Below are 22,824 nucleotides of genomic sequence, written 5' to 3' on the forward strand. Positions count from 1 at the left end.
AAACGAACACATGAAAACAAATTATTTATTACCACACAAGTATAAAATCTTTGGATGGGTTTTATTCATTCTGGGCATTATTTACGGTTTGATTATTGCCGCTTCAGGATACGACCACGAACCGCTGCGCATGAAGGTATTGGCCTTATTTTACGAAGGTATTTTAGAACCCTACAACGGTAACATTGCTAACATAATAGAAACGGGCGTATCAAACGAAATAGCCTCAATAGCCATAATTCTTGGCGGACTTATAGTAGGATTTTCAAAAGAAAAAATTGAAGATGAGTTTATTTATAAGCTGCGTAAAGATTCTTTAGTTTGGGCCATTATTTTCAACTACGCGGTATTAATTTTTACAATACTTTTTATTTACGACTTAACATTTTTTCATGTTTTGGTTTACAATATGTTTACGCCTTTGGTATTCTTTATCCTTCGTTTTAATTTTCTTAAACTAAAATCGAATAGTCATGAAGAATAGTATAAAAGTACAGCGGGCCATTCATGACATGACGCAAGCCGATTTAGCCGAAAAAATTGGTGTGAGCAGGCAAACCATAAATGCCATGGAGAAAAATAAATATGTGCCTTCTACGGTGCTTTCGCTAAAAATTGCTAAGCTTTTTAAGGTTCCTGTTGAGGACATTTTCTTTCTGGAGGACTCGGACTAAACGTAAAGCACATACATTAGCGGATACCCGCGCTAACGATTGCAGTGGTTAGCTTTTGAGGAGGCGTGCATCGAGCCAAAACTATGAACGAAAAGCGTGACCCTTGTGGTAGCTTGCCTGCCGGCAGGCAGGCGCCCAAAAACAAAAAGCGTAACCCAAAATTGGATTACGCTTTTTTAAATATCTATAAATCTGAAGATCTAAAAAGTCTAGAATTCTAACTAGTCTAACAATCTAACTAGTCTAAAAATCTAACCAGTCTAAAGATCTAATCTACATAGCTCCCCACTCTTTTAAAACATCTTCGTTCTTTTTAATGAAGGCTTCGTACTTGGCTTCTTTGGCTAGCTCTAACGACGCTTTAGCCGCAGCAATAGCATCTTTAGTATTGCCAGCTTTGGCATGAATTAAGGCTTGTTGATGAATGAACCAGAATTTAGGTTTATCTTTTGTCATGTCCACAGCTTTATCAATCCAAGTAACGGCTTTATTAATGTCGTGGTTTGCCTCGAGATAGTAAACGGCCGAATCAAAATAATCTTGTGCTTTAGGCGAATCGCTACTCATAACGGCTTTAATACTTGCCATAACCGCGGCATCTGTTGGCACCGTAAAATCAACTCCAACCCAAGTTTTTTCCCAAATAAACTCCAGTCTACCACCAGTGTTGGTAATGTTATTAATATCAATAGTAAACGTTTCTACATTAAATGGTATAGGATACGTTTTTGCAGTCGTTTTTGCAGCTACGTAATCCGGGTTGAATTCTTCTGGAGTTCCAGAATCTTTTCCATCGTTATAGAAAATGATATTCCAAGATTCTGCACTTGGAACCGTAAAAATCGAGTAAGATCCTGCTTTTAACGTTTGTCCGTCAAAAGTCGCATCGGTACTAAACGTAATTTTGGTTCTTGCATTTGCTCCGGTTCGCCATGGCTTGTCAAACGGTACTAAATCTCCAAAAATAACACGATCTTTCACGCCTGGTCTGGAGTATTCTATAGTAACATCGGTTAATCCCACCTTTTGTTCTAATTTAGAAAATGGGCTTGGTGCAGGTGTTTGCACTTGTGCGTTAACGGTGTACAATGTTGCACACGCCATAAATAATAAGAGTATTTTTTTCATGTTAGTAGTTATTAATAATTAAGTTTTAAACATCATAAAATTAATCAATATTAAATCGGTTAGTGTTAACAAAAGCTTAAAAAACAACTTAATACATTACAGAATAATTATTTGGGCATTCCCCAAGGGTCGGGCTTTTCGTTAAAGTTTTGGCTCGATGCACGCCTCGCCAAAAGCTACCACTACAATCCCTAATGCAATCCCGTAGTTTTAGGCAACTATAGGATTATCTTATCATGCTATCAAATATTTTGTTTAACTTTTTTCATTATTTGTTAAACATTTTATATCTTTACATCAAATTTAGAAGTTATGGCAAAGAAAAAAACAGTTTCAAAAAACGATATCATTACCAATTATATGGGTTATGTGTTAGAGCACGACCAAAATCCGAAAAGCGTTTACGCCTTCGCAAAAGCTAATAATTTTGACGAGGCTAAATTCTACGAACATTTTGCATCGTTCGAAGCTATAGAGAAAGGAATTTTCGAAGCCTTTTTTGTAAACTCTTTAGAAGCACTTGACAATAATGAGGATTACAACATTTTTGATGCTAGAAACAAACTATTAAGTTTCTATTACACCTTCTTTGAAAACCTGACTGCCAACCGCAGTTATGTAACACACGTTTTAGACAAATACAAAAGCGACTTAAAAGGGTTAAAAATGCTATCTGGTTTAAAGCAACACTTTACCGCATACATTGGTGCTTTGGGCATTCAAATGTTAGAGATTAAGCAAGAACAAATAGAAAAAATACAAGATAAAGCCCTTAAAGAATCGGCGTGGTTACAATTGTTGCTCACCATGAAATTTTGGCTTGATGATACTTCGGCATCTTTCGAGAAGACCGATATTTTTATCGAAAAATCAGTCAACACCACTTTTGATGTGCTAGATATTGCACCTTTAAAAAGCGTGTTAGATTTAGGAAAATTTCTGTTTAAAGAAAAATTTCAAATGAACTAAGACCTTATGAAAACTATAGATAGAATACCTACTTCAAAAATACAACGTGCCAGCAAATTGGTGTCTACGGGTGCTAAAGTTGGCGTAAATTACTTGAAATATTACGGCGACAAGATTGTAAGTACCGAAGAAGATGCCAAAGCACGTTTAAACAAAAATAATGCTACCGATATTTACGATGGGCTAAAACAACTCAAAGGAAGCGCGCTTAAAGTGGCACAAATGCTAAGCATGGAAAAAAGCATATTGCCTCAGGCTTATGTGGAAAAATTCTCGTTAGCACAATTTTCGGTTCCACCATTATCGCCACCATTAGTAATCAAAACATTTAAAAAATATTTTGGAAAACATCCAAATGATATATTCGATACTTTCAACGCAACTTCTGTAAACGCTGCCAGCATCGGTCAGGTGCACTTAGCAGAAAAGAATGGGAAAAAACTTGCTGTGAAAATCCAATACCCAGGAGTTGCGGAAAGTATTGCTTCAGATTTAGCTATGGTTAAACCTGTTGCTATGAGTATGTTTAATATTAAAGGAAAAGATTCTAATAAATACTTTAAGGAAGTTGAAAACAAACTGGTTGAAGAAACCAACTATATTTTAGAGATTGAACAAAGTAAGGAAATTGCCAAAGCATGTTCGCACATTTCTAATTTATCGTTTCCAAACTATTACGAAAATTTATCCTCAGAACGCATCATTACCATGGATTATATGGTTGGTGAGCACCTCTCTGAGTTTACCGCATACAATCAAAATCAAGAAAAAGCCAATAAATTAGGACAAGCCCTTTGGGATTTTTACATGTACCAGATTCATAATCTGAAAAAAGTACATGCAGATCCGCATCCGGGGAATTTCTTAGTTTCTGAAAAAGGAGAATTAATAGCACTAGACTTTGGGTGTATGAAAACCATACCTATGGCATTTTATACACCCTATTTTGAACTAGCCAAAAAAGAAAACATTAATAACAAAGCGTATTTTATTGATAAATTGTACGAACTTGAAATTCTAAGAAACGACGATAGCAAAGAAGAGTTAGAATTTTTTACAGACATGTTTCACGATATGTTGAGTTTGTTCACACAGCCTTTTCATCAAGATACTTTCGATTTTTCTGATGGCGAATTCTTTGGTAAAATTGCCGAATTAGGTGAACGTTATTCAAAAAGTACCGATTTAAAAAAGATGAATGGTAATCGAGGTTCGAAACACTTCATTTACATTAATCGTACATTTTTTGGACTTTATAACCTCATGTTCGATTTAAAAGCTCAAGATATTCAAATCAATAATTATCTGAAATTATCATGACTTATTTTAGTGAATCCGACATAGAGAATTTAGAGCATATCTACAAAATCAACTTAATAAATAGTTGTTCTGGATACAAATCGGCCAACCTTATCGGAACAAAATCTGTTGATGGTATTGAAAATGTAGCAGTTTTTAGTTCGGTGACGCATATAGGCTCAAGTCCTGCTATGCTTGGTTTCTTTTTAAGGCCAACAACAGTCATTAGAAACACCTATGAAAATTTAATATCCACAGGATTTTATACCATAAATCATATTCATCAAAACATAACAGAAGAAGCACATCATACCTCTGCGAAATATGATGCTTCAATCTCTGAATTTGATGCGACTCAATTAAAATCAGAATATAAATCTGAGTTTTTGGCGCCTTTTGTAAAAGAAGCACCTATTCAATTAGCAATGCAATTTGTTGAAGAGTATAACATTAAAGCCAACAATACCATTCTAGTTATTGGTAAAATTGTGGGTTTATATATTAATGGCGATTTGGTGGAGGACGATGGTTTCGTTAACTTAACAAAAGCCAAAGTAGCCGCGATAAACGGTTTAGACGGATACGTGATTCCAGAAACCAAAACACGCTATGGCTACCAACGCCCAAAAGAACTAAAAGTTAGTTTCTAAATTAATCTTCGAATTAGTAATAATTCGTGCAATGCGTATTAAACTAAGGCATGAAAATACTTGTAACTGGTGCAACAGGATATATTGGTAAACGCATTGTTCCCTTTTTAGTTAATGAAGGGCATCAAGTGGTTTGTGCCGTTAGAGACAAGTTACGAGCTGAAAAAAGTTATTTTGAAGAAGAACTCATTGATGTTGTTGAAGTCGATTTTTTAAAACCTGAAACACTACACAACATCCCGAAAGATATAGATATAGCTTATTATCTTATACATTCTATGTCTAACACCTCCAAAGATTTTAAATCTTTAGAAGAGCGATGCGCCGTTAATTTTAAAGAAGCTCTGGAATTTACAGATGTTAAGCAGGTTATTTATTTAAGCGGTATTACCAATGAAGATAAGCTTTCAAAACATTTACAATCTAGAAAAAACGTTGAAGAGCTGTTAGAATCTTCAAACTATGCCTTAACCATTTTTAAAGCTGGAATTATAGTGGGCTCTGGTAGTTCATCATTTGAAATCATAAGAGATCTTGTTGAAAAACTCCCAGTAATGATTGCGCCTAAATGGTTAAATACCAAAACGCAACCATTAGCGGTTCGCGATGTATTAGCATTTTTAACCAGAGCTGCAGGTAACGAAGCGGTTTACAATAAATCTTACGATGTTTTTGGTCCGGAAGTGTTAACCTACAAACAAATGCTGTTACAATTTGCTCAAGTCAGAGGCTTAAAGAGATACATTCTTACGGTGCCAGTTATGACCCCAAAATTGTCATCTTACTGGTTGTATTTTGTAACCTCAACGTCATACAAATTAGCAACTTCTTTGGTAGACAGTATGGGAGTTCAAATTATTGGAAAAGCCAGCGATATTAATACATTATTAGACGTTAACCCTTTAACTTACAAAGAAGCTGTTGCCTTAGCTTTTGAAAAAATAGAGCAAAATAGCATCATTTCAAGTTGGAAAGATTCTATGGTAAGTAGCGGCAGGTTGGGAAAGCAATTGCATAAATACGTTAATGTCCCCAAGTACGGATGCTTTACAGATTATAAAGAACGACCAATTACAGATGCGCAAAAAACTATCGATAAAATTTGGGCCATTGGTGGTACAACTGGATGGTATTATGGTACTTTTTTATGGCGTATTCGGGGTTATATCGATAAACTTGTTGGTGGTATTGGATTAAGACGCGGGCGCACAAGCCTTACAGAACTTGATGCAGGTGATGCTCTAGACTTTTGGCGTGTTATTTTTGCTGATAAAGACCAACAGAAACTACTACTATATGCTGAAATGCGATTGCCTGGTGAGGCGTGGTTAGAATTTAAAATTGAAGATAATTTACTAAAACAAACCGCAACTTTTAGACCTCGGGGACTTTGGGGAAGGCTTTATTGGTATACTGTGTTGCCTTTTCACGGATTAATTTTTAATGGCATGATTAATAAATTAGTTGATGTCCAATCATAAAAAAAACAACCTACCACAAAAAATATGTGTTGTTTGTGAAAAGCCATTCAGCTGGCGAAAAAAATGGGAAAAGAATTGGATTAATGTAAAATATTGCAGTGAACGATGCAGACGGAACAAAACAACATAGGATTAGTTTGGTTTAAAAACGATTTACGCGTTCATGACAATGCCGTATTAAATAAAGCTATTTCAGAAAACGATAAAACTATAGGCTTATTTTGTTTTGAACCTCAGCTTTTCGAGAAAGACCCATTCGGATTCAGAAAAACAGAAAAATACAGAGCTAAATTCCTTATTGAAACCATTATTGATTTAAAACAGCAACTTAAGTCTTTAAATATTGAGCTTTTTGTACACCACGCTCAACCTGAAAAAATCATACCTAATCTAGTTTCAGATTATCAAATACAGAACATTTATCTTCAAAACGAATGGACCAGTGAAGAACGTAAAATAATTAATAATGTAAAATCTTCACTTCCTGAAAGCGTGACATGGCATACGATTTACAATCAGTTTTTGTTTCATCCAGACGATATTAACTTAGAAATACCAGAGATTCCTCAAGTCTTTACCAACTTCAGAAAAAAAGTAGAAAAAGAAAGTCGAGTAAGACCTTCTTTAACCGAGCTTTCAATTCAACAAGCATTAGAAATTAATAACCAGACGGAAATCCCATCGCTTAGTAATTTGGGTTTTGACGAATTTGAAACACATGCGAACACCGCGTTTCCATTTCAAGGTGGAGAAACCGCTGCTTTAAAAAGACTAGACAACTATTTTTTTGAAACTAAAAAATTGGGCTTTTACAAGAAAACAAGAAACGGATTAATAGGGACAGATTTTAGTTCGAAATTTTCACCGTGGCTAGCAAACGGCAGTCTTTCACCTAGAACAATTTATTGGGAAGTTAAAAGATTTGAAAAAGAACGCGTCAAAAACGAATCGACCTATTGGCTCATTTTCGAATTAATTTGGCGCGATTATTTTAAATACATCTCATTAAAACACGGTAATGCCATTTTTAAAATTGGAGGTATTCTTGAAAAAAATTACGCCTGGAATACCAACCAAACTCTGGTCGAGCAGTGGATAAATGGAACAACAGCCTCACCTTTCGTTAATGCGAATATGCTAGAGCTTAAAAAAACAGGATGGATGAGTAATAGAGGTCGACAGAATGTCGCTTCATATTTTTCGAAAGAATTGATGTTAGACTGGAGAATTGGTGCAGCCTATTTTGAATCAATGCTCATAGATTATGATGTGCATAGCAACTATGGCAACTGGATGTATGTATCGGGTGTAGGCAACGATCTAAGAGATAGAAAATTTAATGTGCAATTACAAGCGGAACGATACGACCCAAATGGGAAATTTCAAAATTTATGGTTACAAGAAACCCTTTTCTAAATGAAAATACTTAGACTCATACTTGGTGATCAACTCAACATGAAACACTCGTGGTTTAATGAAACTAACGATAGTGTTTTGTATTGTATGTTTGAAATGCGTCAGGAAACAGATTATGTTACGCATCACATTCAAAAAGTTATTGGGTTTTTCGCAGCAATGCGTCAGTTTTCAGAAGATTTAAAAAGCAAAGGGCACGAAGTTGTTTATTATAAAATTAACGGTTCAAAAAACACCCAAAATTTAACGGATAACCTTTCACAATTAATAGAAAAAAACAACATTGAAACCTTTGAATATCTGGAACCCGACGAATATCGATTAGACCAGCAATTAGCGGAGTACTGTAATTCGCTCAGCATAAAATCTAGCGTTTTTTCTACCGAACATTTTTATACAAAGCGTTACGATTTGCAAACTTTCTTTAAAGGAAAGAAACAGTATCTCATGGAAAATTTTTATCGAGATATGCGTAAAAAACATGATATATTAATGCATGCAGGCCAACCTGAAGGTGGTAAATGGAATTTCGATAAAAGCAATAGAAATAAATGGAAAGGAGATGTTGAAATACCTGCTTATAAATTATTTAAAAACAAGGTTGATGATATTGTTTCTGATATTGAAAAATCTAAAATAAAAACCATAGGTGAATTTGATACCAAAACCTTCTCCTATCCTATTTCGAGAGCACAAGCTTTAGAGCAACTAAAATATTTTTGCGAACAGTTATTAATTCATTTTGGAGATTATCAAGATGCGATGCATACAGATGAAACATATCTCTTCCATTCCCGATTATCTTTTGCGATGAATTTAAAACTTATTTCTGCTAAGGATGTCGTGCAGAGTGTTTTGAATTACTATCGTAAACATGGTGAGGATATCGACATTTCTCAGGTTGAAGGTTTTATTAGGCAAGTTATTGGATGGCGCGAATACATGCGCGGTATGTATTGGGCTTTAATGCCAGAGTTTAAGAATCAAAACCAACTGAAAAATCAAAATAAGTTACCTGACTTTTTCTGGACAGGAAACACCAAGATGAATTGCTTGAAGCAGGCTATTGATAATTCATTAGAAAACGGGTATGCACATCACATTCAACGCTTAATGATTACTGGAAATTATGCGCTATTAACAGAAACACACCCAGATGAAGTGGACCATTGGTACTTGGGGATTTATGTAGATGCTGTAGAATGGGTGCAACTCCCCAATACGCGAGGCATGAGTCAATTTGCTGATGGTGGCAAAATAGCAACAAAACCCTATGTATCTTCCGCTTCATACATTAACAAAATGAGTAATTACTGTGACAGTTGCCACTACAATAAAAATAAAAAAATTGGAGAAGATGCCTGCCCATTCAATAGCCTATACTGGCATTTTCTTGATTCTAAAAGACCACAATTACAAGATAATTTTAGGATGAAAATGATGTACAGCGTTTTAGATAAAATGAAAACGCAAGATGTAGACGAAATCAAAAAAAGAGCTCAACATATTATAAATCATCAAGATGAATATTAAGCCACAAATACATGTTGTATGGTTGAAACGCGATTTGCGCTTGCACGATAATGAGGCTATTTTTAATGCTCTAGTTACTGGTAAAAAGGTGTTGTTTTTATATAGTTTTGAGCCTTTACTTATTAATGACTCACATTACAGCGAGCGTCATTGGAATTTTATAAAAGAATCATTGGTAGATTTAAATAACGAACTGAAACCTTTTGATTCAAAAGTATTGATTGTTCAATCTGATATAATCGCGGTATTCAATCAATTACTTACAAAATATCAAATAAACAAAATCTTTTCACATCAAGAAACAGGACTTTTGGTTACCTACAATCGCGATAAAAACTTTAAACGATTCTGTAAAAACAACCTAATTGATTGGATAGAAAACATAAATAATGGTGTACAGCGCGGATTAAAAAATCGGGAGCAATGGACGGCGCTGTGCAATGCATTTTTCGAAATTGACGCTTTACCTTTTCAACCAAAACCCAATCAATTATTGAGTATTAGCGACATTGAAATGCTTGAGGCAAATTTTAAAATCCCTAATTTAAATACACCTCAAACTACAGCATTCCAAAAAGGTGGACGAAGCATGGGTTTGAAATACTTAAATTCCTTCTTTGAAACACGCTACCCTAATTATATGCTTCATATTTCAAAACCAGAATTAGCTAGAAAGAGTTGCAGTAGAATTTCGCCTTATATAGCTTGGGGCAACTTATCAATAAGAGAAGTCTATCAACAAGCATATCATCTAAAAAAAACGGCAAAACATAAAAAAGCAATAGAAGCATTTATGTCTCGTTTACGATGGCAAGCCCATTTTATACAAAAATTTGAAATGGAACATACCATGGAAGAAGCCAGTATCAATAAAGGGTTTCATAAACTTAAAAAAAGTATTTCACAAGAGTATTTAGAGGCTTGGAAAACAGGTCAAACTGGATATCCGCTCATTGATGCTTGCATGCGATGTTTAAACGAAACAGGATATTTAAATTTTAGAATGCGAGCTTTAGTGGTATCCTTCTTAACGCACAATCTGTGGCAACCTTGGCAAGAAGCCACCACCCATTTATCACAAATGTTTCTTGATTTCGAACCGGGTATTCATTTTCCGCAATTACAAATGCAAGCCGGTGAAACGGGAATTAATATGCTTCGTATTTACAACCCCGTAAAGAATAGTTTAGAACACGATCCGAGTGCTACATTTATTAAAAAATGGGTTCCAGAACTAAAACTTTTAGATACGCCTTTAGCACATCAGCCTTATTTAATGACGCCTTTAGAAGAACAGTTATTCAATTTTAAACTAGGCGAAGATTATCCGTATCCTATTGTAGCGTTAGAATCTAGTCGTAAAAAAGCAGGTGACATTCTTTGGAATCTTCGAAAAAACAAGAAAGTAAAAGCAGAAAGCCAAAGAATTCTTAAAAAACATATTGTAAAAAATAGGTTTTAAGAATTTCAATCTCCTCATTTTCAATTATTTAATCTAAATAATAGAAAAAATCAATAGTGCTATGATAATTTTTGTTTAATTTATTTCGTAAAAAGTTAAACATTTTGTAAATTTGAGTAATAAGATTACAAAATGATACTAAACACAACACATTTTAATAAAGAACACAAGCAGTTACTAAGCGATTTGGTAGGTGTGCCTTTTTCATTTTTAGAAGCGTTTAAAATGAAAGGTGTTGGGTCAAAACGTATGATCATTGAAGATGTGAGTCCGAATTTACAGTTATATATGAATCTTGTTTCAGATATTAATTACGCCAACATCGAGTTGCGTAAAAACGGGGTTCTCATTTACATTAATAAAGGATTACAAAACTATACTTGGGCTATTCCATACTATCAATTGGTGATCTATAAAACAAACGGCGCAAGTATTCATGCTCAAGGAAGATACATTCACTTTAAAAATAACAAAACGTTTAGAGAGAACAAATCATTTTTCAGAAAAATGCTTGATGAAAAGATTAGGTACGATGAAAAATATAATTTTTTAGGCGTATGAATTTAACGATCAATGAAATTGATAGAATAATTGAAATGGCCTGGGAAGACCGAACCACATTTGAAGCCATTAAATATCAATTTAAACTCGATGAGCAACAAGTTATTGAGCTCATGAGAAAAGAAATGAAACCAAGTAGTTTCAGGCTTTGGCGAAAGCGAGTACAAGGAAGAAAAACCAAACATGAAAAATTGAGAGTTTTTGAAAAAGGACGATTTAAATGCAGCAGACAAAAGCAAATTACGCACAACAATATTTCAAAACGTTAATAACGTGCTTTGATTGAATTAAAACCTCAAGACAGCACATAAAAAAGAAGCTATGGAAATAGAAAAATTAATCACTAAAAAAAACGGTAATAAATTGAATGGTTTCACTTTGGAAGACATTGGAAACGATCATTTATTTACAGGTTTAGAAACACCAATGAAACCAGATGCTTTCAAACTTTCGGATTCTGAAAAGAAAGCGCGTATTGCAATTCTGTTTGAAGAAATTATGGATGTTATGGGTTTAGATTTGAATGATGATTCATTACAAGGAACACCCGAGCGTGTCGCTAAAATGTATATTGATGAGATTTTCTCTGGACTAAACCCTGCCAATAAACCAAAGGTTGCTTTGTTTGACAACAAGTACCAATACAACCAGATGTTGATTGAAAAAAATATTACGTTTTATTCAAACTGCGAGCATCATTTTGTACCCATAATAGGGAAAGCGCATGTGGCTTACATATCATCTGGAAAAGTTATTGGGCTTTCAAAACTAAATAGAATTGTTCAGTACTATGCCAAACGACCGCAGGTGCAAGAGCGCTTAACTAACCAGATTGCAAACGAGTTAAAATCTATTTTAGAAACCGATAATGTTGCAGTAATAATCGATGCGAAACATTTATGTGTATCATCTAGAGGTATAAAAGACGACACGTCCTCAACCGTTACGGCTTATTATGGCGGGCAATTTAATACTTCGGAAAAAATAACAGAATTACAGAACTATATAAACACTTAAAATTATGGATTTAATAAACAAAGCATTAGAATTTGAAAAAAGAAAAATGAGATCTTTATCTACTAGCGACCGTGTAAAAATCTCTAGAGAAGCCAAAGCCTTAATTTTGGATTTAAACCAAATTTACAAGGTTAAAAAAGACGAAAAAATCATGGATATCATGAAACGTTTAACCGTAATAAAAAGAAAGGTAGAAAAGCGATTAAAAGGTGCGCCTCTAACTGCTTAACTATTAAAAACAGACTATTCTTTTAAAGAAATATTAAAAATTTCCTAATAAATCTATAGAAAAATAGTTAATCTCGCATAATTTACTATATTGCCAAATTCGTGCACAAATCGCACAATTTTAGTAAGATTAAAAACAAATTATGGAGATTATTGAAAAAGCTTTAGAGTTCGAAAAACGCAAGCACACTTTCAAAACAACAAGTGAGCGCATCGAATCGTCTAGAGAAGTTAAAGATTTAATATTAAGCTTAAACACAATATACAAAAAAGACAAAGATCCTGAAATAATGGACTTGATGAAGCGCTTAACAGTCATTAAGCAAAAAATTGAAAAAAGGCTAAAGGGCAGGCCATAACATAAACTATGCCCTGAAACCTATGAAAACAATAATAGTAGTTGGTGGAAGTAAGGGCATTGGAAAAGCTTTAGTAGAAAAGCTTTTAGCTCATAGCAATGTTATAAACATTAGCAGAAGTACTCCCGAAATATCGCATCAAAATTTAACACACTACAGTTGCGATATTATACAGAACGATTTACCCGAAATTGAATCAGCAGATGGTTTAGTATACTGCCCAGGTAGTATTAACCTAAAACCTATTGCTCGCTTAAGTATAGACGATTTTAAAAATGATTTTGAAATTAATGTACTTGGTGCGGTTAAAGTGATACAGAAATACCTCCCGATTCTTAAAAACGGAGAGCACCCATCTGTGGTTCTTTTTAGTACGGTGGCGGCCAAATTAGGTATGCCCTATCATGCCAGCATAGCAGTTGCAAAATCTGGCGTTGAAGGTCTAGTAAAATCATTAGGAGCAGAATTAGCGCCGACTTTACGCATTAATGCCATAGCGCCAACCGTAACAGATACCGATCTTGCATCGAAATTGTTGAGAAACGAGAAAATGATTGAAAACATAACAGAACGTCATCCACTCAAAAAGTTCCTTTCTCCAGAAGAAGTGGCAGATATGGCTGTGTTTTTACTATCTGATGGCTCATCTTCAATATCCGGTCAAATATTCGAAATGGATTGTGGCATTGTAAGTTTTAAAATATAAGTATGAACCCTCTAAAAGCTTTTCTCGCAACATTATCATCAAATTCGAAACCACAAAAAAGTATGGAAATAGATAGTCTATATAGCATCAAAATAAATGCCTTAAATGGCGAACCTATCGACTTATCGAAATTTAAGGGTAAGCATATACTTTTTGTCAATGTAGCCTCTAAATGCGGTTTTACACCACAGTACAAAGCGCTTCAAGAATTACATGAAACTTACCAAGATAAATTACAAATTATTGGCGTGCCTTGTAATCAATTTGGTGGGCAAGAACCAGGTAATGCAGAAGACATATCATCATTTTGCGAATTAAATTATGGTGTAACTTTTTTAATCACTGAGAAGATTGACGTTAAAGGCAAAGACCAACATCCTTTATATTATTGGCTTACAACCAAAGAAAACAACGGTATAAAAAATTCGAAAGTCAAATGGAACTTTCAAAAATACTTAATAGACCCTTCAGGAAACTTCGTTGATTATTATTTTTCAACGACAAACCCATTGAGTTCAAAAATCACAAATCACATAAAATAATTGCTATGTTCTCATTATTTAAAAAGAAATCAAAAAAAGAAAAATTAGAAGCAAAATTTAAAAAACTTATGGCTGAATGGCATAAGTTATCATCGATAAACAGAGCTGCTAGCGACCAAAAATACGCTGAAGCTCAATTAATCGCTCAACAAATCAGTTCGTTAAAACATGAAACTTCTTAAATACATCGCTGTATTTCTAATACTCAATTTTGGAGCCCTAGCCATAGGCAGTTGGCTTATGGATAATGGCCCACAAACAGATTGGTATTTAAATCTTAATCAAGCCCCTTGGACACCTCCAGGTTGGGTTTTTGGTATGGCATGGACTACCATTATGTTTTGTTTTTCAATTTATATGGCCAACCTCTATAAAAGGTTACCCAAGAGTAATGTTCTAGTTTTATTTGCCATACAATTTGTACTTAACATTGTTTGGAATTATATCTTTTTTAATCAGCACCTTGTTGGTTTAGGCTTCACGGTCATATTATTATTAACCTTTGTGGTGGCCGTATTTGCCATAAAATATATTCAAAAAATGGGTTTGTTAACCCTCTTAATCCTACCCTATTTAATTTGGTTATGCATTGCTTCCTCTTTAAATGGCTACATTTTACTAAATAATTAGAATGAAAATTTACAGACTACATAAAAAGCAGAATTTACCCATTAGTATTGAGAAGGCTTGGGATTTTCTTTCCGACCCTAAGAATTTAAAAACCATTACACCAGATTATATGGGATTTCATATTTTATCTGGTGCAGACCGTCCTATGTTTGCTGGTCAAATAATTCAGTATATTGTAACACCGGTTTTAGGCATAAAAACCAAATGGGTTACCGAAATTACGCATAGTGTAGACAAACATTATTTTGTAGACGAACAGCGTTTTGGACCCTACGCGTTATGGCATCACAAGCATTTTATAAAAGCTATTGATGGTGGTGTTGAAATGGAAGATATTATTGACTACAAAGTACCATTTGGTTGGCTTGGGCAATTGGTTCATCCTATTCTAGTGAAACCTAAACTTGAAGAAATTTTTAATTACAGAACCACAAAATTAGAAGAACTATTTGGTAAATATAAATAATGAGCAAACCTATAAACATATTTTGGTTTAGAAGAGATTTAAGATTAGAAGATAATGTAGGATTATATAAAGCCTTACAATCTGAACATCCTGTTTTACCCATTTTCATTTTTGATTCTGAGATTTTAGAAAAATTACCCGAGGATGATGCTCGTGTTTCGTTTATACATGAAACATTACAAAATATGAGCAATTTGCTGCAGAAAGAGCACAATAGCAGCATTGCCATTTACCAAGGGAAACCTATTGAAGTTTATAAAAAACTGATTAAGGAATATAACATTCAAGAAGTTTACACCAACCATGACTACGAGCCTTATGCCAAAACGAGAGATAAAGCAATCGCATCATTATTAAAAGACAACGCTATTGCTTTTAAAACATTTAAAGACCAAGTTATTTTTGAAAAAGATGAGATTGTAAAAAGTGACGGGAAGCCTTATGTGGTTTACACACCTTACATGAAACTTTGGAAACAAACCTTTAGAAATCTCGATTTTAAACTATTCCCTTCGGAAAACATACTGGACAACTTAATATCGAAGACCGATTTACCAAATTTAAGCTTATCGGATATTGGTTTTAAAACGTCTGATCAACGAATAACACCCTATACGGTTACTCCAAGCTTAATAAAAAACTACGAAGCCACACGGAATTTTCCAGCTAAAGATGCAACGTCTAGATTAGGACCGCATTTGCGTTTTGGTACAGTGAGTGTTAGAAAAATGGTTGAAAAAGCCATTGCTGAAGACAATGAAATATTTTGGCAAGAGCTTATTTGGCGCGAATTTTTTATGAGTATTCTTTGGCATTTTCCACACACACAAAACGAAAGCTTTAAAGCTAAATACGATCGTATTGAATGGCGGAACAACGAAACTGAATTTAAAGCGTGGTGTGAAGGTAAAACAGGTTATCCGTTAGTGGATGCTGGTATGCGACAACTCAATGCCACAGGATTCATGCATAACCGTGTTCGCATGTTAGTGGGAAGCTTTTTGTGCAAGCATTTACTTATTGATTGGCGCTGGGGAGAGGCTTATTTTGCGGAAAAACTACACGATTATGAAATGGCCAGTAATGTTGGTAATTGGCAGTGGGTTGCTGGTAGCGGTGTTGATGCTGCACCCTATTTTAGAATTTTTAATCCGACCACGCAGATTGACAAATTTGATAAGAAATTAGAATACATAAAACAATGGGCTCCTGATTTTCAAGAATTGACTTATCCTGAACCCATTGTAGATCATAAATTTGCTAGAGAACGTTGTTTAGAAACCTATAAGGCGGCTTTAAATTAAATTTTATAAACAGCCCTTGTAAAAACATCCAATACCTACCCCAATTCCCCTTACCAATGTAAACACTTGCGTTAGCGATTGTAATGGTTAGCTCTTGCCGAGGCAAGCATCGAGGCAAAACTATAAATGTAAAGCGCGACCCTTGTGGTAACCTGCCTGCCGGCAGGCAGGCGCCCAAATAATTGAAGCTTAAAAAACATAACATTTTATTAAGAATACGTTGCTTATAATTTTGGTACCTTTATTAATGAACAAAAACAAACTAAAATTATGAATACAAAAGAGGTAGCAAATAAGTGGGTACAGATGTGTCGCGAGGGCAAAAATATGGAATGTATTGAAGCACTTTATGGCGATAATGTAACGAGCAAAGAAATGCCTGGGGTACCTTATGGCGAAGTTATAACAGGTAAACAAAATGTGTGGAACAAAAGTAAACAATGGCTGGATAATGTGGTTGAGTTTCATGGCGGCGAAATAACAGATCCCGTGGTGGCTGGTAACCATTTTACGAGTAAAATGAGTTATGACGTGACGTTTAAAGACCGTGGTCGCCAGCAATTGGATGAAGTATGCGTGTTTGAAGTTAACGATGGTAAAATTGTAAATGAGCAGTTTTTTTATACCATGTAAGTTCCTTTTTTTAAATTTTACAAAACCCCAATTTTTATTGGGGTTTTTGCTTTTTAATTGACAGGTTTGTACTATGATAAAAATCACGATTTTAATCTCCTAAATTTTATACTTTTAAAAGCGTTAATTTTTCTACAAACTAAATTCTTGCTTTATGACTGATTTACAAATTGCTAAAACAGTAACTCTGAAACCCATAATTGACATTGCCAAAAAATTTGGAGTTCCAGCTGATTCTATCGAAATGTATGGGAATTATAAAGCAAAAATTCCGTTGCGTTATATTGATAAAAAGAAGGCTGATAGGAGTCATCTTATATTAGTATCGGCTATTTCGCCAACACCAGCTGGAGAGGGTAAAACAACTATGTCTATTGGTTTATCCGAAGGTTTAAACCGTTTAAATAAAAAAACAACAGTGGTTTTAAGGGAACCCTCGTTAGGTCCTGTATTTGGAATTAAAGGTGGTGCTACTGGTGGCGGTTACTCGCAAGTTTTACCAATGGAAGATATTAACTTGCATTTTACAGGTGATTTTTCGGCAATTGAGAAAGCACATAACTTATTAGCTGCCCTTATTGATAATAATATACAAAGTAAAACCAACTCGTTACATATAGACCCCAGAACGATAAGTTGGAAACGTGTTGTAGATTTAAACGATAGAGCATTAAGACGTATAATTGTTGGTTTAGGTGGCACAACTTCTGGAGTGCCAAGAGAAACAGGGTTTGATATTACAGCGGCTTCTGAAATTATGGCAATTCTTTGTTTAGCTGAAAATTTAATGGATTTAAAAACTCGATTGGGTAATATTTTTATTGGGTATACTTTTAACAAAACACCCATTTACGCAAGAGATTTAAAAGCCGAAGGTGCCATGACCGTGCTTTTAAAGGATGCTATAAAACCAAATTTGGTGCAAACTATTGAGGGCAACCCAGCAATTATTCATGGTGGCCCATTTGCGAATATTGCGCAAGGTACCAACTCGGTTATTGCAACGTTAATGGGTATGTCGCATTCCGAATATACGGTTACCGAAGCTGGTTTTGGTTTTGATTTGGGTGCAGAGAAATTCTTTGATATTAAATGCCAAAGTGCGGGTTTAAAGCCTAAAGCAGTGGTATTAACCACCACTATACGCGCCTTAAAATATCATGGTGGTGCCAATTTAAAATCATTAACTGAAGAAAATTTAGAAGCTTTAGAAAAAGGAATTCCAAACCTTGAAAAGCATCTTGAAAACATTGGTAAGTTTGGTGTTGCGCCCGTGATTGCGATTAATAAATTTGAATCGGATACCGATGCTGAAATTGAATTCATCATGGCATTTGCTAAACGCAAAGGCATTCGAGTTGCCTTATCAAATGTTTGGAAAAAAGGTGGTGAAGGCGCTTTAGATTTAGCAAAACAGGTGATTGAAATTGTGGAAGAAAACAAATCGGATTTTAAGCCATTATACGACTGGAAGTCTGGTGTTAAAGAAAAAATAGCTACAATTGCCACCGAAATTTACGGTGCTGAACATGTGGATTATAACTATAAAGCAAAAGTGCAATTGGAAAAAATAGCCCATTTAGGTCTGAACCACTTACCTATTTGCATCGCCAAAACGCAAAAATCATTATCAGATAATCCTAAATTACTGGGCAGACCTAAAGACTTTATCATCACTGTGCGTGAAATTGAAATAGCTGCTGGTGCTGGTTTTTTAATTCCAATAACAGGTGATATTATGCGTATGCCTGGTCTACCAGCGCATCCATCATCAGAAGATATTGATATTAACGAAGCTGGTGAAATAAGTGGGTTATTTTAAATCTTCTATTGTTGAATGAAACTAATTAAGATTTCAACTTAAGTTTACAAAAAAGCAAAGTACGATTGATTCGGGTTTTAGACAGATTTTTAGATTCTTGTCTTAAGCTCATATTAATTATATTTACACTTAAACCCATTAATTGAAACATGCAGAATTTTATAGAAGAGCAAACTTTTGAAAACAAAATCTTTTCAAAATATGAATTTGAAAAAGGTGATTATGAGTTATGTAAATTTATAAATTGCGATTTTCAGAATAGCGACTTGTCGAATAGCCAATTTATTGATTGCGAATTTCACGATTGTAATTTGAGCTCGATTATAGTTTCAGACACAGGTTTACAAAATGTGCATTTTAAAGATTGTAAAATGCTGGGTATTGATTTTGAAAAATGTAGCGATTTTGCTCTTGAACTTAATTTTAAAAATTGCCAACTTAATCACGCGTCGTTTAATAACAAAAAATTAGCAAAAACAGTTTTTGAAAATTGTAAAATCCAAGGTGTAGATTTTAGAGATTGTCATTTGAATTCTGCTGTTTTTAATCATTGCGATTTACTTAACAGTACGTTCTTGAACGCAAATTTAAATAATGTAGATTTTAGGAGTGCTAAAAACTTTTCAATAGATCCTGAAAAAAACAATTTAAGTGGCGCTCGTTTTTCATTATTTACGGTTGAAGGGCTTTTACATAAATACAAAATTAAAATTGAGTGATTAATTTAATCCATGATAAAACTCTGAACAGATGAAAAAGATTTATTCGGTTGAAGAATACGTAGAAGAACATCCAAACTTTAGTGACGCATTAAGTAAGCTGAGAAATATTATTTTAACCACAGAAGTTGAAGAGACCGTTAAGTGGAGCGCACCTGTTTACACTGTAAATGGCAAAAATGTTCTAGGATTAGGCGCTTTTAAGAATCATTTCGGAATTTGGTTTTTTAATGGTGTATTTTTAAAAGACAAGCACAATTTACTAGTGAACGCCCAAGAAAATAAAACCAAAGCGTTACGACAAATGCGTTTTGAAACGATAGAGCAAATAGACAAAACTATTGTTTTACAATATGTAAAAGAAGCAATTGAAAACCAGAAACTAGGTAAAGAAATTAAACCGGAAAGAGGCAAAAAAGAAACTGTTATTCCCAAGGAACTTAACTTGATATTAAACTCTAATAAAGACTTAAAATCAGCATTTAAAAATTTGTCGCCCTACAAGCAGCGCGAGTATTGCGAATATATTGACTCTGCAAAACGGGAAGCCACAAAACAAACAAGACTAGAAAAAATTACTCCAATGATTATGCAAGGCATTGGTTTAAATGATAAATATAAAAACTGCTAGATTTATTTTATTCGTTGACACATAATCCAGAGATACGTTCTGTAGATTCTAATATACTTCTTTGCGTAGAAACCTTTAAATCTAAAAATGCTCTCATTTTATTAAACTTACTTTTATCAATCTTATTTTGATCTAAATACATTTCAAAATCTGAAATATAGTTTAACATTCTAAGTTTATTTTCTAATTGAATTCTTTCAAGATTTAAATCTTGTCGACGTTTATACTCGATAAACTTTCTTTTTTCTTTAAAATTCATTCTTTTTTTAAAAGGTAACATAAAGCATCTTGTGTATTTATACTGACCATTAAAAGCAGTTCTATCATTATATAATTCAAATAAAATATTAGAATCATCTTCTGCGATACTCTTTTCTTGAAACAAAAACAATACCAAACAATTAAGAACCAAAAATCCGACTATAAAGAGGAACAAATTCATAATGAATTAATTTTAAATTACTTACAATACACTAGTAAGACAATTTAAAAACCTTTTACCCTAACTTAACACTCATATATTATACGATTTTGATAAAATAGTACCAATCCAATTATGAAGAATAAATAGCTGTATGCCTTTTAAAAATGGCAGTTTTACATTTTTTTATAATATTTAGCTGAAACCTTAAAAAAATTTGAAATTTAAGTTTTAAGAGCTGGGTAAAGTGCAAAAAAAAAAGCTCCCTATCAGGAGCTTTTTTAATTTATAGTATAAAACTATGATTTACTTTACTGTAGCAGGTGTATTAAGTTTTGTACTCATTTCCATGGAAATAGCAGATCTATCAAACTTTAATTTTCCAGCCATAGTTTCTATAATACAACTGTTGTCTTTATCATTTAAATCTGCAATTTTACCGTGTAATCCGCTTTTTGTAATCACGCGATCACCACGTTTTAATTCGGCTGCAAATTTCTTTTCTTTTTTTGCACGTTTCATTTGTGGTGCAATCATAAAGAAATACACGACCACAAACATTAATACAAATGGTAATAAACTACTAATTCCTCCTTCTCCCATGTTTTCTATATTTAGCTTTTAGCTGGAACCACTTTGTTAGGATCTGGTTTTACAAACGCTGTAATTTTTACAACCTCAGAACCTTTTTCTGTATTTGCAGTTACTGTTATAGTTTTAGATATTTTATTAGAACCACTGCCATTAAAGTTTACAGTAAATTCTCCTGAATCTCCAGGCATCAACGGTTCTCTACTCCAGTTTTGTGGCACTGTACATCCGCAAGAACTTTTAATATCTGTAATAACTAAAGGTGCATCACCAGTGTTTTTATATTTAAAAGTAGTTTCTACTTTAGATTTAGCTTCAATTTCACCAAAATCGTGCTCGGTTTTATCGAATTCAATTACTGGAAACTTAGATGCAACAGCATCTCTTTCTGCAGCAACTGCAATATTAGTTTCATCAATTTTTTTTGTAGCATCCTCTTTACAAGATGTAAATGCTATTAAACACATGGCGCTAAGACCTAATATTATTTTTTTCATAATAGAAAATTTTTAATTTTTTTAAGATGCACAAAAATAGTAATTATTTAAACGATTAAAAATTTTTTACATCCTTCTTAACACTTCTAACAATAAGAATGTGGCTTACATTAAACCTCGTCCTACTTTTTTTAATTCGCCAGACGCTTCATATTCTTTTACAAGCTTGTCTAAAATACCATTTATAAATATGCTGCTTTTTGGTGTTGAATACTCCTTTGATATTTCAAGATACTCGTTAATAGTCACTTTAACTGGTATAGATGAAAAACTTTTAATCTCGCAAATCGCCATTTGAAGTAACACATAATCAACTGTTGCAATTCTATCAGCATCCCAGTTTTTTGTTTTCTGACTTATTTCTTCGTTAATCGCAGTTTGATTTAAAAGTGTTTTCTTAAACAAATCAATTGCATACTCCTTGTCTTCTGCATCTTTATACAATTTTGGAGTAAAATATTGCTCTGGCGAAGCTTCCTTAACTTTTCTAAGCAATTTTAAAATAGTCGTATTTACGGTTGGAAGATCATCTAACCACGTCAGATTTTTATCCTCCATATACTCGTAAAGCTTTTCGTTTGGCGCAATAATATCTTTAAATACATCAACTATAAAGTCTTTGTCTTCTTTAAAATCAGACACTCTAGTTTTCATATAGTCCTTATATAAATCGCTAGCTAAAATGTCTTTAAAAATAATATCGATGTATTCACCATCTAATTCCCAATTGGTAATTTTATTCGCTTCAAATTGAGATTGTAATGTTTTATTTTCCCTTAAAAGTTTTAATAATTGGTTATTAACAAACTTTCTGTTTGGATCTTTATCTTCTTTAGTGGCAAGGTGTTTTTTTTGTTTCTTTTGTAAATCGCTTTCTGCTCTTTTTTGAACTTCAATTAATAAGGACAATAATAATAAGTACAAGTTGTACATATTATCTATACTGAAAAGTAAAAATTTTTGGTCTTTACTAAAGTCATCACTTTCACTACCCTTAAAGGCATACATGGTTTGCATAACTTTTACACGTATATGTCTTCTATTTAGCATCATTACAAAGAACTTTTATTAAAAAGATGAAGTGT

At 33.6% G+C, this 22,824-nt stretch carries 31 protein-coding genes; 26 read left to right on the forward strand and 5 right to left on the reverse strand.

All coding sequences use genetic code 11. From position 1 onward, the window contains the following. Positions 1-10 precede the first annotated feature (10 nt). The 3 genes from BUA46_RS05450 (at position 11) to BUA46_RS15090 (ending at position 895) form a co-directional block, all read left to right on the forward strand. Positions 11-484 carry a hypothetical protein gene (locus BUA46_RS05450; protein WP_019387290.1) on the forward strand — a complete coding sequence of 158 codons (474 nt, stop codon included), beginning with the start codon at positions 11-13 and terminating at the stop codon, positions 482-484. After that, positions 474-674, forward strand: coding sequence for a helix-turn-helix transcriptional regulator (locus tag BUA46_RS05455; protein ID WP_019387291.1), 201 nt, complete (start codon positions 474-476; stop codon positions 672-674). The genes BUA46_RS05450 and BUA46_RS05455 overlap by 11 nt, the downstream gene beginning before the upstream one ends. An 83-nt stretch (positions 675-757) precedes the next feature. Further along, complete coding sequence (locus BUA46_RS15090) at positions 758-895, forward strand: hypothetical protein (RefSeq protein WP_019387292.1); 138 nt, start codon at positions 758-760, stop codon at positions 893-895. A gap of 52 nt (positions 896-947) precedes the next feature. Here the strand turns inward: BUA46_RS15090 and BUA46_RS05460 are convergent, their stop codons facing one another. Continuing rightward, complete coding sequence (locus BUA46_RS05460; RefSeq protein ID WP_019387293.1) at positions 948-1,802, reverse strand: DUF2911 domain-containing protein; 855 nt, start codon at positions 1,800-1,802, stop codon at positions 948-950. Between the two features lie 312 nt (positions 1,803-2,114). On the opposite strand from BUA46_RS05460, the gene BUA46_RS05465 reads away from it, so the two are divergent. The 23 genes from BUA46_RS05465 (at position 2,115) to BUA46_RS05570 (ending at position 20,230) form a co-directional block, all read left to right on the forward strand. Next, positions 2,115-2,771 (forward strand): TetR family transcriptional regulator C-terminal domain-containing protein, encoded by a 657-nt coding sequence (locus BUA46_RS05465; protein WP_019387294.1) that lies wholly within the window; start codon positions 2,115-2,117, stop codon positions 2,769-2,771. Positions 2,772-2,777: 6 nt separating this feature from the next. Next, complete coding sequence (locus tag BUA46_RS05470; RefSeq protein WP_019387295.1) at positions 2,778-4,091, forward strand: ABC1 kinase family protein; 1,314 nt, start codon at positions 2,778-2,780, stop codon at positions 4,089-4,091. Then, positions 4,088-4,720, forward strand: a complete 633-nt coding sequence (locus tag BUA46_RS05475; RefSeq protein WP_019387296.1) for a flavin reductase family protein — start codon at positions 4,088-4,090, stop codon at positions 4,718-4,720. The genes BUA46_RS05470 and BUA46_RS05475 overlap by 4 nt, the downstream gene beginning before the upstream one ends. A gap of 50 nt (positions 4,721-4,770) precedes the next feature. Next, entirely contained in the window at positions 4,771-6,201 is a 1,431-nt protein-coding gene (locus BUA46_RS05480) for an SDR family oxidoreductase (RefSeq protein WP_019387297.1), read from the forward strand. Further along, positions 6,188-6,331 (forward strand): DUF2256 domain-containing protein, encoded by a 144-nt coding sequence (locus BUA46_RS05485; RefSeq protein ID WP_072794733.1) that lies wholly within the window; start codon positions 6,188-6,190, stop codon positions 6,329-6,331. The genes BUA46_RS05480 and BUA46_RS05485 overlap by 14 nt, the downstream gene beginning before the upstream one ends. Then, entirely contained in the window at positions 6,307-7,617 is a 1,311-nt protein-coding gene (locus BUA46_RS05490) for a DASH family cryptochrome (protein WP_019387298.1), read from the forward strand. The genes BUA46_RS05485 and BUA46_RS05490 overlap by 25 nt, the downstream gene beginning before the upstream one ends. Then, positions 7,618-9,150 carry a cryptochrome/photolyase family protein gene (locus tag BUA46_RS05495; RefSeq protein ID WP_019387299.1) on the forward strand — a complete coding sequence of 511 codons (1,533 nt, stop codon included), beginning with the start codon at positions 7,618-7,620 and terminating at the stop codon, positions 9,148-9,150. Then, positions 9,140-10,612 carry a cryptochrome/deoxyribodipyrimidine photo-lyase family protein gene (locus BUA46_RS05500; RefSeq protein WP_019387300.1) on the forward strand — a complete coding sequence of 491 codons (1,473 nt, stop codon included), beginning with the start codon at positions 9,140-9,142 and terminating at the stop codon, positions 10,610-10,612. The genes BUA46_RS05495 and BUA46_RS05500 overlap by 11 nt, the downstream gene beginning before the upstream one ends. A 132-nt stretch (positions 10,613-10,744) precedes the next feature. Beyond that, entirely contained in the window at positions 10,745-11,173 is a 429-nt protein-coding gene (locus tag BUA46_RS05505) for a hypothetical protein (protein WP_019387301.1), read from the forward strand. Continuing rightward, entirely contained in the window at positions 11,170-11,442 is a 273-nt protein-coding gene (locus tag BUA46_RS05510; RefSeq protein ID WP_019387302.1) for a TIGR03643 family protein, read from the forward strand. Before BUA46_RS05505 ends, BUA46_RS05510 begins: the two co-directional genes overlap by 4 nt. A 52-nt stretch (positions 11,443-11,494) precedes the next feature. Beyond that, positions 11,495-12,190, forward strand: a complete 696-nt coding sequence (folE, locus tag BUA46_RS05515; RefSeq protein ID WP_019387303.1) for a GTP cyclohydrolase I FolE — start codon at positions 11,495-11,497, stop codon at positions 12,188-12,190. 4 nt (positions 12,191-12,194) lie between these two features. Then, positions 12,195-12,419, forward strand: a complete 225-nt coding sequence (locus BUA46_RS05520; RefSeq protein WP_019387304.1) for a hypothetical protein — start codon at positions 12,195-12,197, stop codon at positions 12,417-12,419. A 142-nt stretch (positions 12,420-12,561) separates the two neighbouring features. Next, a complete protein-coding gene (locus BUA46_RS05525) occupies positions 12,562-12,777 on the forward strand; it encodes a hypothetical protein (protein WP_019387305.1) in 216 nt (71 codons plus the stop codon). A gap of 22 nt (positions 12,778-12,799) precedes the next feature. Further along, entirely contained in the window at positions 12,800-13,483 is a 684-nt protein-coding gene (locus tag BUA46_RS05530; protein ID WP_019387306.1) for an SDR family NAD(P)-dependent oxidoreductase, read from the forward strand. Between the two features lie 2 nt (positions 13,484-13,485). Then, entirely contained in the window at positions 13,486-14,025 is a 540-nt protein-coding gene (locus tag BUA46_RS05535) for a glutathione peroxidase (protein ID WP_019387307.1), read from the forward strand. Positions 14,026-14,030: 5 nt separating this feature from the next. Then, positions 14,031-14,207, forward strand: a complete 177-nt coding sequence (locus tag BUA46_RS15035) for a Lacal_2735 family protein (RefSeq protein ID WP_019387308.1) — start codon at positions 14,031-14,033, stop codon at positions 14,205-14,207. After that, positions 14,194-14,655: a TspO/MBR family protein gene (locus tag BUA46_RS05540; protein WP_019387309.1), complete on the forward strand. Its 462-nt coding sequence runs from the start codon at positions 14,194-14,196 to the stop codon at positions 14,653-14,655. The genes BUA46_RS15035 and BUA46_RS05540 overlap by 14 nt, the downstream gene beginning before the upstream one ends. Position 14,656: 1 nt before the next feature. Next, positions 14,657-15,121, forward strand: coding sequence for an SRPBCC family protein (locus BUA46_RS05545; RefSeq protein WP_019387310.1), 465 nt, complete (start codon positions 14,657-14,659; stop codon positions 15,119-15,121). Then, positions 15,121-16,425: a cryptochrome/photolyase family protein gene (locus BUA46_RS05550; protein WP_019387311.1), complete on the forward strand. Its 1,305-nt coding sequence runs from the start codon at positions 15,121-15,123 to the stop codon at positions 16,423-16,425. The genes BUA46_RS05545 and BUA46_RS05550 overlap by 1 nt, the downstream gene beginning before the upstream one ends. Positions 16,426-16,695: 270 nt before the next feature. Beyond that, positions 16,696-17,058: a nuclear transport factor 2 family protein gene (locus BUA46_RS05555; RefSeq protein WP_019387312.1), complete on the forward strand. Its 363-nt coding sequence runs from the start codon at positions 16,696-16,698 to the stop codon at positions 17,056-17,058. Between the two features lie 154 nt (positions 17,059-17,212). After that, complete coding sequence (locus BUA46_RS05560) at positions 17,213-18,880, forward strand: formate--tetrahydrofolate ligase (protein WP_019387313.1); 1,668 nt, start codon at positions 17,213-17,215, stop codon at positions 18,878-18,880. A 149-nt stretch (positions 18,881-19,029) separates the two neighbouring features. After that, the gene (locus tag BUA46_RS05565; RefSeq protein ID WP_019387314.1) at positions 19,030-19,599 is read left to right on the forward strand and encodes a pentapeptide repeat-containing protein; all 570 of its coding nucleotides are present in this window, start codon (positions 19,030-19,032) and stop codon (positions 19,597-19,599) included. A gap of 31 nt (positions 19,600-19,630) precedes the next feature. Beyond that, positions 19,631-20,230: a YdeI/OmpD-associated family protein gene (locus BUA46_RS05570; protein ID WP_019387315.1), complete on the forward strand. Its 600-nt coding sequence runs from the start codon at positions 19,631-19,633 to the stop codon at positions 20,228-20,230. Positions 20,231-20,237: 7 nt separating this feature from the next. Here the strand turns inward: BUA46_RS05570 and BUA46_RS05575 are convergent, their stop codons facing one another. The 4 genes from BUA46_RS05575 to nusB form a co-directional block, all read right to left on the reverse strand. Then, positions 20,238-20,672, reverse strand: coding sequence for a hypothetical protein (locus BUA46_RS05575; RefSeq protein WP_143148077.1), 435 nt, complete (start codon positions 20,670-20,672; stop codon positions 20,238-20,240). Between the two features lie 285 nt (positions 20,673-20,957). Continuing rightward, positions 20,958-21,254, reverse strand: coding sequence for a preprotein translocase subunit YajC (gene yajC, locus BUA46_RS05580; protein ID WP_026010015.1), 297 nt, complete (start codon positions 21,252-21,254; stop codon positions 20,958-20,960). Positions 21,255-21,265: 11 nt separating this feature from the next. Continuing rightward, on the reverse strand, positions 21,266-21,739 hold the full coding sequence (locus BUA46_RS05585) for a DUF1573 domain-containing protein (protein ID WP_019387318.1): 474 nt from the start codon (positions 21,737-21,739) through the stop codon (positions 21,266-21,268). 105 nt (positions 21,740-21,844) lie between these two features. Beyond that, on the reverse strand, positions 21,845-22,792 hold the full coding sequence (nusB, locus tag BUA46_RS05590) for a transcription antitermination factor NusB (RefSeq protein ID WP_019387319.1): 948 nt from the start codon (positions 22,790-22,792) through the stop codon (positions 21,845-21,847). Between the last annotated feature and the right edge of the window lie 32 nt (positions 22,793-22,824).

Origin of the sequence: Algibacter luteus, from assembly GCF_900141715.1 — a bacterium.
Lineage (GTDB): Bacteria > Bacteroidota > Bacteroidia > Flavobacteriales > Flavobacteriaceae > Arenitalea > Arenitalea lutea.